This is a genomic window from Micromonospora pisi (assembly GCF_003633685.1).
Classification (GTDB): Bacteria; Actinomycetota; Actinomycetes; order Mycobacteriales; family Micromonosporaceae; genus Micromonospora_G; species Micromonospora_G pisi.
Genome location: NZ_RBKT01000001.1, coordinates 4366227 through 4379611, shown reverse-complemented (window position 1 = coordinate 4379611; position 13385 = coordinate 4366227). Strand labels below are relative to the sequence as shown.

The 13385-nt window shown below is 71.1% G+C and carries 13 protein-coding genes; 5 read left to right on the top strand and 8 right to left on the bottom strand.

Annotated features, from left to right (window positions below; translation table 11 throughout):
• The first annotated feature begins 115 nt into the window (after window positions 1-115).
• A complete protein-coding gene (locus BDK92_RS18615) occupies window positions 116-2215 on the top strand; it encodes a hypothetical protein (RefSeq protein WP_246017114.1) in 2100 nt (699 codons plus the stop codon).
• Here BDK92_RS18615 and BDK92_RS18610 read toward each other — a convergent pair.
• The 4 genes from BDK92_RS18610 to BDK92_RS18595 form a co-directional block, all read right to left on the bottom strand.
• Complete coding sequence (locus BDK92_RS18610; RefSeq protein WP_121157854.1) at window positions 2182-3585, bottom strand: sensor histidine kinase; 1404 nt, start codon at window positions 3583-3585, stop codon at window positions 2182-2184. The genes BDK92_RS18615 and BDK92_RS18610 overlap by 34 nt on opposite strands.
• On the bottom strand, window positions 3575-4270 hold the full coding sequence (locus BDK92_RS18605) for a response regulator transcription factor (protein WP_121157853.1): 696 nt from the start codon (window positions 4268-4270) through the stop codon (window positions 3575-3577). Before BDK92_RS18605 ends, BDK92_RS18610 begins: the two co-directional genes overlap by 11 nt.
• Before the next feature lie 120 nt (window positions 4271-4390).
• A complete protein-coding gene (locus tag BDK92_RS18600; protein WP_121157852.1) occupies window positions 4391-4888 on the bottom strand; it encodes a hypothetical protein in 498 nt (165 codons plus the stop codon).
• 119 nt (window positions 4889-5007) lie between these two features.
• Window positions 5008-6204, bottom strand: coding sequence for a thiolase family protein (locus BDK92_RS18595; protein ID WP_121157851.1), 1197 nt, complete (start codon window positions 6202-6204; stop codon window positions 5008-5010).
• A gap of 84 nt (window positions 6205-6288) precedes the next feature.
• Between BDK92_RS18595 and BDK92_RS18590 the strand changes: the two genes are divergently transcribed.
• Entirely contained in the window at window positions 6289-6774 is a 486-nt protein-coding gene (locus BDK92_RS18590) for a PH domain-containing protein (protein ID WP_121157850.1), read from the top strand.
• 10 nt (window positions 6775-6784) lie between these two features.
• Here BDK92_RS18590 and BDK92_RS18585 read toward each other — a convergent pair whose 3' ends face one another.
• On the bottom strand, window positions 6785-7699 hold the full coding sequence (locus BDK92_RS18585; RefSeq protein WP_121157849.1) for a rhomboid family intramembrane serine protease: 915 nt from the start codon (window positions 7697-7699) through the stop codon (window positions 6785-6787).
• 92 nt (window positions 7700-7791) lie between these two features.
• Window positions 7792-8322: a peptidylprolyl isomerase gene (locus tag BDK92_RS18580; protein WP_121162367.1), complete on the bottom strand. Its 531-nt coding sequence runs from the start codon at window positions 8320-8322 to the stop codon at window positions 7792-7794.
• 159 nt (window positions 8323-8481) lie between these two features.
• Here BDK92_RS18580 and BDK92_RS18575 point away from each other — a divergent pair, with 159 nt between their 5' ends.
• Complete coding sequence (locus BDK92_RS18575; RefSeq protein ID WP_121157848.1) at window positions 8482-9237, top strand: hypothetical protein; 756 nt, start codon at window positions 8482-8484, stop codon at window positions 9235-9237.
• Between the two features lie 12 nt (window positions 9238-9249).
• Here BDK92_RS18575 and corA read toward each other — a convergent pair whose 3' ends face one another.
• Together corA and BDK92_RS18565 are read right to left on the bottom strand one after the other, a co-directional pair.
• Window positions 9250-10407, bottom strand: a complete 1158-nt coding sequence (gene corA / locus BDK92_RS18570; RefSeq protein ID WP_121157847.1) for a magnesium/cobalt transporter CorA — start codon at window positions 10405-10407, stop codon at window positions 9250-9252.
• 374 nt (window positions 10408-10781) lie between these two features.
• Window positions 10782-11882, bottom strand: coding sequence for an aminotransferase-like domain-containing protein (locus tag BDK92_RS18565; RefSeq protein ID WP_121157846.1), 1101 nt, complete (start codon window positions 11880-11882; stop codon window positions 10782-10784).
• A gap of 151 nt (window positions 11883-12033) precedes the next feature.
• Here BDK92_RS18565 and BDK92_RS18560 point away from each other — a divergent pair, with 151 nt between their 5' ends.
• Complete coding sequence (locus tag BDK92_RS18560) at window positions 12034-12483, top strand: NUDIX hydrolase (protein WP_121157845.1); 450 nt, start codon at window positions 12034-12036, stop codon at window positions 12481-12483.
• A gap of 125 nt (window positions 12484-12608) precedes the next feature.
• Complete coding sequence (locus tag BDK92_RS18555) at window positions 12609-13382, top strand: phosphocholine cytidylyltransferase family protein (protein WP_121157844.1); 774 nt, start codon at window positions 12609-12611, stop codon at window positions 13380-13382.
• Window positions 13383-13385: the final 3 nt, after the last annotated feature.

The following is a 13385-nucleotide window of genomic DNA, read 5'->3' as shown; positions in this document are numbered from 1 at the left end:
CTCCACGGTGCGGACGACGGATCGGCCTTAGCCTAGCTGGTCTGGGTTGCCGACAGAGTCCGGCGCAGGTGCGGCAGGCTCGGACCAACGGACATGGTGGTGTTTACTTCCCGCCATGCCGGCTCCCGCATCCGCGCTCCTGGTGATACCGACCCTCGGGTACCTGTTCCTGCTCTACGCGGTCCGCCCGGGCGACGCCAGCACCATCAACCCACACCGGTTGGCCGCCGTCCGGGCCACCCTGGCAACCGGCGCGTACGCGGTGCTCAGCGTCGAACTGCTCGGCGCATTCGGCGCACTGAAGCTGCCCGCCATCGCACTGGCCTGGCTGATCTTCCTGCTGCTGGCACTCGGCCTGGCGGCCGGGCGCCGGCGGCGCGACCGCCAGCCGACGCGCGGTTGGGCGGCGGCCGTCGACCGGGTCCGCACCGGCTGGCGTACGGCGACCCGGGGGGAGCGCCTGCTGGCCGGCTCGGTGAGCGGACTGGTCCTGGTCGAGCTGCTGGTGGCGATCCTGGCCGAGCCGAACAACTTCGACTCGCAGACGTACCACCTGCCGAAGGTCGAACACTGGGTGGCCCAGGGCTCGCTGGAGTTCTGGCCCACCGCCATCCACCGCCAGGTCACCATCCCGCCCGGCGCCGAATACCTGCTGCTGCACCTGCGCCTCTTCACCGGCGGGGACGGGCTCTACAACCTGGTCCAGTGGGCCGCCGGGGTGGCCTGCCTGCTGCTGGCCGCCCGGATCACCGCCCAGCTCGGCGGCGGCCGGCGGGCCCAACTGATCACCGCGTTCCTGGTCGGGACCACCCCGATGGTCGTACTCCAGGCCACCAGCACCCAGACCGACCTGGTCACCGCGGCCTGGGTGGCCTGCCTGGCGACCCTGGTCCTGGACGGGCTGCACCGGCGAGCGACCGCCGGCTCGGCACTCGCGCTCGGTACGGCCACCGGCCTGATCGCGGTCACCAAGACCAGCGGGCTGCTCGGTGCCGGCCCACTGCTTCTCCTCTGGGGCCTCGCCCAGCTGCGACTCGGCTGGACCAACTCCCACGCCAGCCCGGCCGGCGTTACCAGCGGTCGGATCCGCGTCGTCGGGCGCACCGGCCTCGCCTCGGTCGTCATCCTGCTGGTCGCCGCGGTCATCACCGGGCCCTTCCTGGCCAGGGTGACCGCCGAGTTCGGCAACCCACTCGGGCCACCCCGGTTGCGCGAGTCGATCCCGATGCAGCGGCACGACCCGGGCTCGATCCTGATCAACGCACTCCGGATCGGGCAGACCGCCCTCGACACCCCGCTCAGCGCGCTGCACGACACCCCGGTCGGCGTGGTCGGCACCGCGCCGGCCGAGGCGGTCGTGGGGACGGCCGGGCTGATCGGGGTGGACCCGCAGGATCGGGCCACCACGTTCGGCCAGACCCGGTTCCCGGTCCAGTCCTGGTACCCCGACGAGGACCGGGTCGCGTTTCCTGTCGCCGGGGCGTTGGCGCTGCTCGGCACACTCTTCGCGCTGCTGCGCCCTGGTCGGCTCGCACCGGCGCGCCCGGGCCCGGTGCGCGCGTACGCGGTGACGGTCGCGGTGACCCTGCTGACCCACACCGCCATGATCAAATGGCAGCCCTGGGGGAACCGGCTGCTGCTCTACGCACTCGTGCTCGCCGTACCGCTGGCCGGAATCTGGCTCGACGCGCTGTTGCGCCGACGTACCGGCAGGGGCGCCGGAACCGGGCGACGCTCGCTCGCGGTGACCGTGACGGTCGCCCTGCTCGCCGGCTCCGCGCTGGCCGGACTGCTCGCCGTCTCGTACGGCTTCCCCCGCCGACTCGTCGGCGCCGGTTCGGTCTTCACCACCTCGGACTGGGACACCCGCTTCCTGCGCCGCCCCCAGTGGGCGCCGGAATTCCGCTGGGCCGCCGAACGGGTACGGGCCACCGACGCCCGACGGATCGGCCTGGTCCAGCAGAACGACAACTGGGAGTACCCGTGGTGGCTGCTCCTGCGGGACGGCTCGTTCGGTGCCCGCACCGGCAGCGACGGCGGCCGGGAGATCGTGGCACTGCAATCGGTGCTGCCCAAACACCCGCCGGCCGATCCAACCACTGTGGACGTCATCGTCTGCACCGGGGATCAGGCCACCTGCACCCGCCTGGTTCCACGCGGGTGGCGGATCGAGTTCCACGGCTACGTCGGCGTCGCCCTCCCCCCTGGGACGTGAGGAAGGTGGACGGTGAAGTGGGCACCGCCTTCGGGGGCGTGGGCGGCAACGATCCGGCCGCCGAGGCGCCGGACCAGACCAGCGGCGAGCGCCAGGCCGAGCCCGCTGCCCACCTTGCGTACACCCCGGTAACGCTGGTGCAGGGCCCCCCGTTCGAAGGCAACCGCGAGGTCGTCGTCGGTGAAGCCGGGACCGCCGTCGCGTACCTCGATCAGCGCCCCGCCGTCCGGTGCCTCGCCGACGGCGAGCACCACCGGTGCACCGGGCGGTACGACCCGTAGCGCGTTCTCCAACAGCCCGTCGACGACCTGCCGGATCCGCCCGGGGTCGGTGTACGCCGGCACCGGACGCGCGGGCACCTCGGTCCGGAACAGCACGCCGACGGCGGCGCAACGCGCGGCCCAGGTCTGGGCCGCGTCCTCGACCAGCCGGGCGAGGTCGATCCGGATCGGTTCGAGGGGGAAGTCGACCGCCTCCAGCCGGGCGAGTGCGAGCAGGTCACTGACCAGCCGGTCGAGGTGTTCGGCCTCGGTGAGCATGGTCTGCCCGGCCCGCTGCGCCCCTTCCGGGCCGACGACGCCGTCGGCGATCGCCTCGGCGTAACCCCGGATCGCGGTGAGCGGCGTACGGAGCTCGTGCGAGACCGAGAGCAGGAACTCACGCTGGCGACCCTCACTGCCGGCCAGGGCAGCGGCGAGCTGGTTGAACGCGTACGCCAGGTCGGCCACCTCCTGCGGTGGCTCGACGGGCAGGCGTACGTTCCGGTCGCCGGAGCGCAGGCGGGTGGCGGCGACAGCGGCGTTCCGGATCGGCCGGGCCAGCCGACGGGCGAGCAGGATGCCGGCGACGACACCGGCGCCGAGCCCGGCGAGCAGTGGCAGCCAGAGACTGCCGAGCACCATCCGCCAGAGCCCGGTGGTGGTCTCGCGGGTGAGCGCCACACCGTTGCCGCCGGGCAGGGCGCGCGCCTCCACCAGCGACGGAACTCCGTCGACCAGCCGACGGCCGGAGAAGTTCCGGCCGGCCGCGACCTGGTCGACGACCCGCGCCGGCAGGCCCGGCCGATCGGCGACGCCGGCCCGGATCAGGTACGCGTTGATGCCCTGGTTCCGGAGTTGCCGGATGATCCGTTCCTCGTCGGCGGTACGGCCGCGATCGAGGCGGGGGCGCAGCGTTTCGGCGGCGAGCCGGGCCTGTGCGGCGAGTGCTTCGCGGGCCTGACGTTGGATCGCGTCCGCCGCCAGCGGCCCGGCTACGGCGGCGGTGACCAGCACCGACACCAGCGCGACCGCACAACTGACGAGGACCGCGCGGGCTGAGAGAGTACGTCCGAGCAGCCAGCGGCGTGGTGTGCTGCCGTCAGTCGGCACAGGCGTACCCGACGCCGCGGTGGGTGCGGATCACGCTCGCCCCGGTGCCGAGCTTGCCGCGTACCTGCGCCACGTGGACGTCGACCGTACGGGTGCCGGCGTGGGCCGCGTACCCCCAGACGGCGGCCAGCAGCTCGTCCCGGGTGAAGACCCGCCCCGGGCGGGCCATCAGGTACGCGAGCAGGTCGAACTCGGTCGACGTGAGCTGCACGGGGGCGCCCGCGACGCTGACCGTACGCCGGGCGGGGTCGAGGGTGACGGGTCCGGCCTCGCGGCGGCGTTCGGCGCGGTCCGGCGTGCCGGCCGTACGCCGGAGTACGGCCCGGACCCGGGCCACCAGCTCCCTGGGGCTGAACGGCTTCGTGACGTAGTCGTCGGCGCCGAGTTCGAGTCCGACGATCCGGTCCGTCTCGTCGTCCCGGGCGGTGAGGAAGATGACCGGGGTCCAGTCGCCGGTCTCGCGCATCCGGCGGCAGACTTCGGTGCCGGCCAGTCCGGGCAGCGAGATGTCGAGTACGCAGGCGATCGGGCGCAGCCGGCGGGCCGCCGCGAGCCCGGCGGACCCGTCCCGTTCGACCTGCACGCCGAAGCCCTCTCGGGCCAGGTAGAGCCGGACCAGGTCGGCGATGGCGGGCTCGTCCTCGACTACCAGGACGAGCCCACGGGCGGGTACGTCGTCCGTCACCCGCCCATGATGGCCGACCGGCGGCCGGCCGGACCTGGCGGGTTTGTTCGAGTTGTGTATGGATCTCGTACGGCCGGCTGACGGCGGACGCCTGACCCGGGTTACGACACGGAGTTCGGTTCAGACCGCCACGGCGGGGCTGAACGTGGTCCGTCGCGCTGACCTGGTGCTTTCCGCCACCGGTGGCACGGCGGCGCCGCCGCCGTGGAAGGCCTGGTTGAGCAGGGCGTCGAGCTGCGCCACCGGTTGGCGGCGACCGACCCGGAGCAGGTAGCGCTCACGGACGCCGTCGACCGCGGTCGCGGCCAGTTCCAGCGCGGGAAGTCGGGGGTCCGGCGCCCACGTGATGTTGTTGAGGTGCCGGAGTTCGGTGTTGAGGTGCAGGCTGAGTCGCTGCAGGAGGCGGGTCTGCCGGGTTACCACCAGCCGGCGGCTGGTAAGCAGGAGCAGGTAGTTGCCGGGCACCTGCGCATCCGGTCGGGTGCAGCGGGCGACCAGGACGGTGGCGTCGTCGGCGGCTACGCACTGCCGCAGGATCGGCAGGTGCCGGCTCATGATCGGTGCGGCCAGCCCCGCCTCCGCCGCGGCTGGCAGGAACGTTCGGAAGAAGAGGTCCATGCGGTGCTCAACGAAGCGTCAACGCGATCTGACGCGGCGTACGTATGGATGAATATGAAATTACAGAAGTTCCACGGCGGCAAGTCCACGATCGACCGACACGCCGGGTGACCGGCCGCCTAGAGCAGCTCGACGATGGTGGCATTGGCCATGCCACCGCCCTCGCACATCGTCTGGAGGCCGTAGCGGATGCCGTTGTCCCGCATGTGCTGGAGCATTGTGGTCATGATCCGGGCACCGGAGCCGCCCAGCGGGTGCCCGAGGGCGATCGCGCCGCCGCGCGGGTTGAGCCGGTCCGGGTCCGCCTCGGTCTCGGCGAGCCAGGCCAGCGGCACCGGGGCGAACGCCTCGTTGACCTCGTACACCCCGATCTCCTCGATGCCCAGACCGGCCCGGCGCAACGCCTTCGCGGTGGCCGGGATGGGGCCGGTCAGCATGATCACCGGATCGTCGGCCGCGACCACCGCGGTGTGGATCCGGGCCAGCGGGAGCAACCCGTGCCGCCGGGCCCAGTCCGAACTGGTCACCGCGAGCGCGGCGGCGCCGTCGGAGATCTGTGACGCCGAACCGGCGGTGACCACACCGTCGGCCCGGAACGGGGTGGCCAGCTCGGCCAGCCGGGCAAGCGTGGTGTCGCGGCGGATGCCCTCGTCGGCACCGAACTTCACACCGTCGGCGACCGGCACCGGCGCGATCTCCGGATCGAAGAGGCCGGAGTCCTGCGCGGCGGCGGCCTTGCCGTGGCTGGCGAGCGCGAACTCGTCGAGCTGGGCGCGGGACAGACCCCAGCGCTCGGCCATCAGTTCCGCGCCCACCCCCTGGTTGAACGGCACCGGCTCGTCGGCCGCGAAGCCCTCCACCCCCCGATAGCGGGCCCGGACCTGGTCGCCGTAGGGCAGCCCGTCGGTGCCGTCGCCGGAGGCCGGCACCTGGATGCTGCTGCCCATCGGCACCCGGGTCATCGACTCCACCCCACCGGCCACCACGAGGTCGGCCTGACCGGAGACGACCGCCGCGGCGGCGAAGTGCAACGCCTGCTGGCTGGAACCGCACTGCCGGTCGAGCGTGGTGCCGGGCACCGTTTCCGGCCAGCCGGCCCCGAGTACGGCGTTGCGACCGACGTTCCACGCCTGCTCGCCGACCTGCGAGACGCAACCCCAGATCACGTCGTCCACGTCAGCCGGATCAAGTCCGGTCCGTTCGGCCAGGGCGCGCAGCACGTGCGCGGAGAGGTCGACCGGGTGCACCGAGGCGAGACCGCCCCGGCGGCGCCCGACCGGGGTGCGTACCGCTCCGACGATGACCGCGTCTCTCATCTGAACTCCCCGGTAACTTAGCCTGCCTCGATCGTACGCGGGCGTACCGGGCGCCCCGGTGGTCCGGGCTGGCATCCTGGACCGGTGCACCCTGAGCAGAGCGCGCAGCCCGACCCGTTCGTCACCCCGCCCCGCTGGCGGGTCCGGCCGGCCCTGCCGGTGGTCAAGGTAGTCGGCGCGGTGGTCCTGGTCGGGCTGGGTCTGCTGCTCGGCGCGGGCGACCCGGTCCCGATCGGGGCGGCCGTGCTCGCCGCCGCAGGGCTGCTCGGCTGGGCGGTACGCGACCTCGTCGCCCCGGTGCGTCTCGCGCTCGACCCGACCGGCGTGACCGTGGTCCGGGGCTTCGCCGGCCGACGGCACCTGGACTGGGCGGAGATCGAACGGATCGCCGTGGACGACCGGCCACGCTTCGGTCTGCGTACGGCGATCCTGGAACTCGACGCGGGTGACTCGCTGCACTTCTTCAGCCGGTACGACCTCGACGCCGATCCGGGCGAGGTGGCCGAGGCGCTACGCGCGGCCCGGTTCCATGCCGGCCCGCACCCCGCCGACCGTCCGGAACAGGACTGACCGGCCGGGCTCAGCCGATCAGCAGTGCCGTTCGGAGCACGGTCAGCCCGATCAACGCGACCAGCAGCACCGCGGTGCCGGCGCTCTGGAACACCGAGCGTCGTATCCGGGGGGCGTAGGCGAGCACCAGTGCCATCAGGGCACCGAGGACCAGCCCGCCGAGGTGGCCGGCGATCGAGATGCCCGGCACCGCGAAGGTGAAGACCAGGTTGACCACGAGGACGGGCACCACCGCCGAGGTGTCCCGGCCCAACCGGCGCATGATGATGAAGAGCGCCGCGAAGAGACCGAAGATGGCGGTCGACGCCCCCACCGTCTGCGCGTTCGGCGCCGAGAAGAGATAGGCGGCCACGTTTCCGCCGAGCCCCGCGACCAGGTACAGCGCCAGGAAGCGCAGTGGTCCGAGGGTCGCCTCCAGGGTCCGGCCGAGCATCCAGAGCGCCCACATGTTCAGCAGCAGGTGGATGATGCCGTAGTGCAGGAACATGGCCGTGAAGAGGCGGTAGTACTCGCCCGCCGCCACCCCGTGCACCGGGCCGAAGTTGACGTACGGCGCGTAGCCCAGCACCGAGCCCCACCGGGTGAGCGGGGTGCCGCCGCCGAGGAGGCCGCCGAGGCCGGAACCGCCGGCCAGTGAGTTGCCGCCGCCGGCCAGGGCGACCGAGATCAGCATCACCAGTACGTTGATGCCGATCAGGGTCCTGGTGACGTACCCAGCTCGGCCGGCGGCACCGCCACCGAAGGCGGTACGCGCCGGCCGCACGCTGCGTCGACCCTCCGACACACACTCTGGGCACTGGTGCCCGACCGATGCCTCGCGCATGCAGTCGGGGCAGATGGGCCGGTCACACCGGGTACAGCGGACCCAGGTCTCCCGACCCGGATGGCGGTAGCAGACCGGGGTCGTCGGGGGCGACTCGCTCACGCGGCCACCTCACTGCACTCCGTCAACGCCCGCCACCTCGCTGCACTCATGGTGCTTCCGCTCATGCAGGCAAAGGTTACCTCGGCGGTCGGTCAGGCGCCGATACGCTCGATCTGGACCCGCTCGATCACGACGTCCTGCACCGGGCGGTCGCCGGGGCCGGTCGGGGTGTTCGCGATCGAGTCGACGACCTTGGCCGAGTCCTCGTCGGCAACCTGGCCGAAGATGGTGTGGCGGTTGTTCAGGTGCGGGGTCGGGCCGACCGTGATGAAGAACTGCGAACCGTTGGTGCCCGGCCCGGCGTTCGCCATCGCCAGCAGGTACGGACGGTCGAACCGCAGCTCCGGGTGGAACTCGTCACCGAAGTTGAAGCCCGGGCCGCCACGGCCGGTGCCGGTCGGGTCACCCATCTGGATCATGAAGCCGCTGATCACCCGGTGCGAGATGGTGCCGTCGTAGTACGGCCCGCTGCCCGGCTGCCCGGTGCGCGGGTCGGTGTACTCCTTCGTGCCCTCGGCGAGCTCGACGAAGTTGCGCACCGTCTTCGGCGCGTGGTTCGGGAAAAGTTCGAGCCGGATCGGACCGGCGTTGGTCTGCAGGGTGGCGTAAATGGCCTCGGCCACGGGGTACTCCTCGATCGTCGTGGACTTGCCGGCCGGGGGACGCAGGCCGGCAGGCACGGGTCAGTTTCCTTGCGGATCCTCCCATGTGCCCGTTCCGGGCGTGCGGAGGCACCCAAAGGTGCAGGATGACGGGGGAACAACCCGAGGAGGTGGAGACCGGTGTTTGGATTCGGGCGCCGTAAGTCGCACAGCCAGCTCGTACGTGCGGAGCTGGGTGAGGGCTTCGGTCACATCAGGCAAGCCGCGGGCCATGCCCGGGCGGGCGTCGAGGGCCGGGTCGGCCCACAGGTACAGGCCGCCCGCGACTACCTCTCACCGACCGCCGCGAGGGTTGCGCAGACTGCCAGCCACGGCTGGGGAGTGACCATGACCGCGGTCGCACCGCTCGCCATGGCCGCACTCGCCGGGGCCCGTCAGACGGGTACGGCCGCTGGTCACAAAGGGTCCAGAAACGTCACGGAGTCGAAGAAGATGATGAAGACGATGCCAAAGAACAAGCGTAAGTCGATGCGTGCCCGTCGGCGTTGGTCGATCCTGACCGGCGTACTCGCCGCCGGGGCGGTGGCCGGAGCGGTCGGCGCGGTGGCGATGCGCCGTCGCCGTCAGGAACCGTGGGAGGCGTACGAGCCGGCGAGCTCGACGATGATGGCCCGCGAGGACGGCAAGGTCGCCGGTGGTTCGGGTACGTCCGGCGACGGCGCTACCCAGCCGTCCGGCGAGCCGCCGGCGAGCGTCTCGAAGCCGAAGCCGGTGACGATCGACAAGGTACGGGACCGGGCCACACCGATCGCCGAGAAGATCTCCAGCGGCGCCGGGACGGGGACCGACGGCGCCAAGTCGCCGGCGAAGGCCGGGGCGAAGCCCGACGGGCTGCTCGGCACCGCGAGCAACTCGTCGAGCGGAAGCCGTAGCTGACCGAGAAGGTCGTCAGAGCCAGCGGTTGCGCCGGAACCAGCGGTACAACACCAGCGAGATGGCGAGCATCACGGCGAGCACCACCGGGTAGCCGTACTTCCACTGGGTCTCCGGCATGTGGGTGAAGTTCATGCCGTAGATGCCGGCGATCGCGGTCCAGACGGCGGCGATACCGGCCCAGGCAGCGATCTTGCGCATGTCGTTGTTCTGGTCGACGGTCACCTGGGCGAGCCGCGCCTGCAGGATCGAGTTGAGCAGGTCGTCGTAGGAGTTGACCTGTTCCACGGTGCGGGTCAAATGGTCCTGGACGTCCCGGAAGTAGCGACGTACCTCCTTGGGTACGTCCCGGTTGACCGTGCCGGTCAGCATCATCAGCGGGCGTTGCAGTGGCACCACGGCCCGCTTGAACTCGACCAGTTCGCGCTTCATCTGGTAGATCCGCTGGATCCGGCCGTGTGCCTTGAGCGAGAAGACCTGCGCCTCCAGGGTGTCCAGGTCGACCTCGACCTGGTCGGCCACCTCCATGTAGAGGTCGACCACCCGGTCGGTGACGGCGTACGCCACCGCCCACGGCCCCTGCGCCAGCAGCTCCTTCTTGCCCTCCAGGTCGGCCCGGACCGCAGCGAGCCGGCAGGCGTCACCGTGCCGCACGCTGATCACGAAGCGGGGGCCGATGAAGAGCATCACCTGGCCGGTCTCGACCACCTCGGAGGTCTCGGTCAGTTCACCGTGCTCGACGTAGCGGGCGGTACGGAGTACCAGGAAGCTGACCTCGCCGAACCGCTCCAGCTTCGGCCGCTGCTCGGCCTTGACCGCGTCCTCCACCGCCAGTTCGTGCAGCCCGTACGTCTCCGCGATGCCGGCCATCTCGGTCTGCGCCGGTTCGTGCAGGCCGAGCCAGACGAAGGACGACCTGCCGTCGGCGGCCTGTTCCTCTGCCGCGGCGAAGGCGGAGGCGTAGTCCCAGTCGCCGGGCTGCCGCACCCCGTCGACGTAGAGCCCGCAGTCCACCACCCCGGTCCGGGTCACTCCGGGGGCCGGCGAACCGGGGTGGGCGGGGTCGGCGTTCAGCCTTCGTCCCATCGCTCGGACCGGCGCTATCCAGGAGCGTGGGCGGACCCGAAGCCGCCCGTCGACACCCGCCCCGTCCTGATCGAGTCGCTCTGCCATGGGTGGCCCGCCCCCCTCCGTCGTTGTCGATTCGCGGCTTCGGAGGTTACGCCGCGAGCCGCCTGATGCCGACCTGGCCAGGGGTCGGCGCCGGGTGGACCGACCGCGTCGGGGGGTAGAGTGCGGTCGGCCCACCCGGCACCTTTGGGGGCGGGGGGCTATGCATTTGGAGTCCCGTCAGGATGACCAGGCCGGCTCCGCGCAGGCAGAGTGATCGTTTGGGCCGGGTCGAAACATGACAGGCGCTCGCAGCATTGTGAGCCGTTTACCGGTCCGGCGGGACCCCCGGACCGGTAACGACGACCTTTTGTCGGATATCCGACAGTTTTTCCCTCGACGGTCCCTGTTCTCGCGGTTCTCGCCCACGCGAACCGTCAGCGCTGGCCACGCACCTCGTCGACGGCGGCAGCCAGCCGGCGTACACCCTCTTCGACCTGGTCGGCCGTGACCGCCGAGTAGGCCAACCGGAGCGCGTGGTGCCCGCCCTCCACCAGGAAGTCGCTTCCCTTCACCACGGCGACGCCCCGCTCGGCGGCAGCCGGCGCCAGCCGGTCGACCAGAACGTCCGGCGGCAACTCGATCCAGAGGAAGTAACCCCCGTCCGGCTCGTAGAACCGGACACCCGGGATCTGCGCGCGCAACGCCTCCGCCAGCAGCCGGGAACGCTCACCCAGAGCCGAGCTGACCTTCGCGATCGACCGGTCGATGTCACCGGAGACACAGAACTGGTAGACCGTCGCCTGGGCGAACATCCCCGGCGAGATGTACAGGTTGGTGGCCTTCTTGGCGATCTCAGCGATCAGCGCCGCCGGCCCGACCAGGTAGCCGACCCGGACCCCCGGGCAGACCGTCTTGGTGAAGCTGGACGCGTGCACCACCACACCGTGCTCGTCGAGGGAGAGCATCGACGGCAGCTTCTCGCCCCGGAACCGGATGTCCGCGTACGGGTCGTCCTCGAAGATCGTGAAGCCGTACTCGACGGCCAGGGCGAGCAGCGCCCGCCGCTTCTCCAGCGAGAGGGTCACCCCGGCCGGGTTCTGGTAGTTCGGGATGATGTGCGCCAGCTTCGGGCGTACCCCCGACTCGAGCAGCTTGCCGAGCTCGTCGGTGTCGAGACCGTCCGGGTGGATCGTCACCGAGTGCAGATCGCCACCCTGCGCCTGAAGATTCAGCAGGGTCCGGTCGTACGTCGGCCGCTCCACCACCACCGCGTCGCCGGGCTGGACCAGGTGCTCGAAGAGGAACGCGTCGGCCTGCAACGAACCATTGGTCACCAGCACCTGGTCCACCGCGACGCCATGCTTCTTCGCGATCCACTCGCGCAAGGGCGGGTAGCCCAACGACGTACCGTAGGCGGTCACGCCCGCCGGGTCCGCGTCCAGCGCGCGTACGGCCGCGGCCTTCAGCCCCTCGATATCGATGATGTCCAGCGACGGCGCGCCACGGGCAAAAGAGATCAGCTGCTCGGCAGTCATGACTACCCAGCGTACGGGTGCTGCCGCCCGCTACGGCGGCGGCACGACGATGTCCGAATCCTGGAAAACGGGTTGTCCGGCGTCCCAGCCCACGTCCGGCAGCGGACCTGCGGACACCCCGGGTGGTGCCGTCCGGGACTAGTCTCGACCCGTGCCCACCGAGCCCCTCCGGTGCGCCGGAGCCCTGATCGTCGACGACGACGGTCGGATCTTCTTCCAGCGCCGGTCCCCGCAGCGCAAGCTCTTCCCCGACACCTGGGACATCGTCGGCGGCCACGTCGAACCCGGTGAGGGGATCGAGGACGCGCTGTACCGGGAGGTGACCGAGGAGACCGGCTGGACCGTCTCGATCGTGCTCGGCCTGGTGGGCGAGTACACCTACATCCCCGACGACGGCCTCACCCGGGTGGAGACCGACTTCCTGGTCCGGGTCGACGGTGATCTCTCCCGGCCCCGGCTGGAGGAGGGCAAACACACCGAGTTCCGCTGGCTGGGGGAGCACGAGATCGGTGTGCTGGACGAGCACCGCGACGTCAACGACGGGCTGATCCGCCGGATCGCCGAGGACGGCTTCGCCGCGCTACACGCGATCGGCCTCTGAACCCCGCCCGCCGAGGGGCGCCCGGACCGGCTGGAAACCGCCGTTCTGTCCCCCGGCGCTATCCTCCGTTCGGTAGTCATTAACCCAGGTGTTCGATTGTCAACACAGTCAAGGAGAGTCACGCAATGATCGGTTTGGTGCTTGCCGCAGGGGCGGGGCGCCGGTTGCGCCCGTACACCGACACCCTGCCGAAGGCGCTCATCCCGGTCGACGGCGGGACAACCATCCTCGATATCGCGCTGCACAACCTCGCCGAGGTCGGGCTGACCGAGGTCGTCGTGGTGGTCGGCTACGCCGCCGCCGAGGTGGAGAAGCGGCAGTCGGCGCTGGAGGAGCGGCACGGGGTCAAGCTCACCCTGGTGCACAACGACAAGGCCGAGGAGTGGAACAACGCGTACTCGCTCTGGCTGGCCCGGGACCACTTCGCCCGGGGCGCGCTGCTGGTCAACGGTGACACCGTGCACCCGGTGAGCGTGGAGCACACCCTGCTCGCCAACCGTGGTCCGGGCATCCTGCTCGCCATCGACGACGTCAAGAAGCTGGCCGACGAGGAGATGAAGACGATCTTCGACGCGGACGGGCAACTCACGAAGATCACCAAGCTGATGGACCCGTCGGACGCGTACGGGGAGTACATCGGCGCCACCCTGATCGAGGCCTCGGCCGCCCCCGCGCTGGCCGACGCGCTGGAGGCCACCTGGCGCCGGGACCCGAACCTCTACTACGAGGACGGCTACCAGGAGTACGCGATCCGGGGCGGAGAGGTACGCGGCACCCCGATCGGTGACGTGGAGTGGGTCGAGGTCGACAACCACGCCGACCTGACCCGGGCACGGGAGATCACCAGTTGGCAGTGGGCGCCGCAGGACGGCACCCAGGACCCCACCTCGGACAGGTAGGGC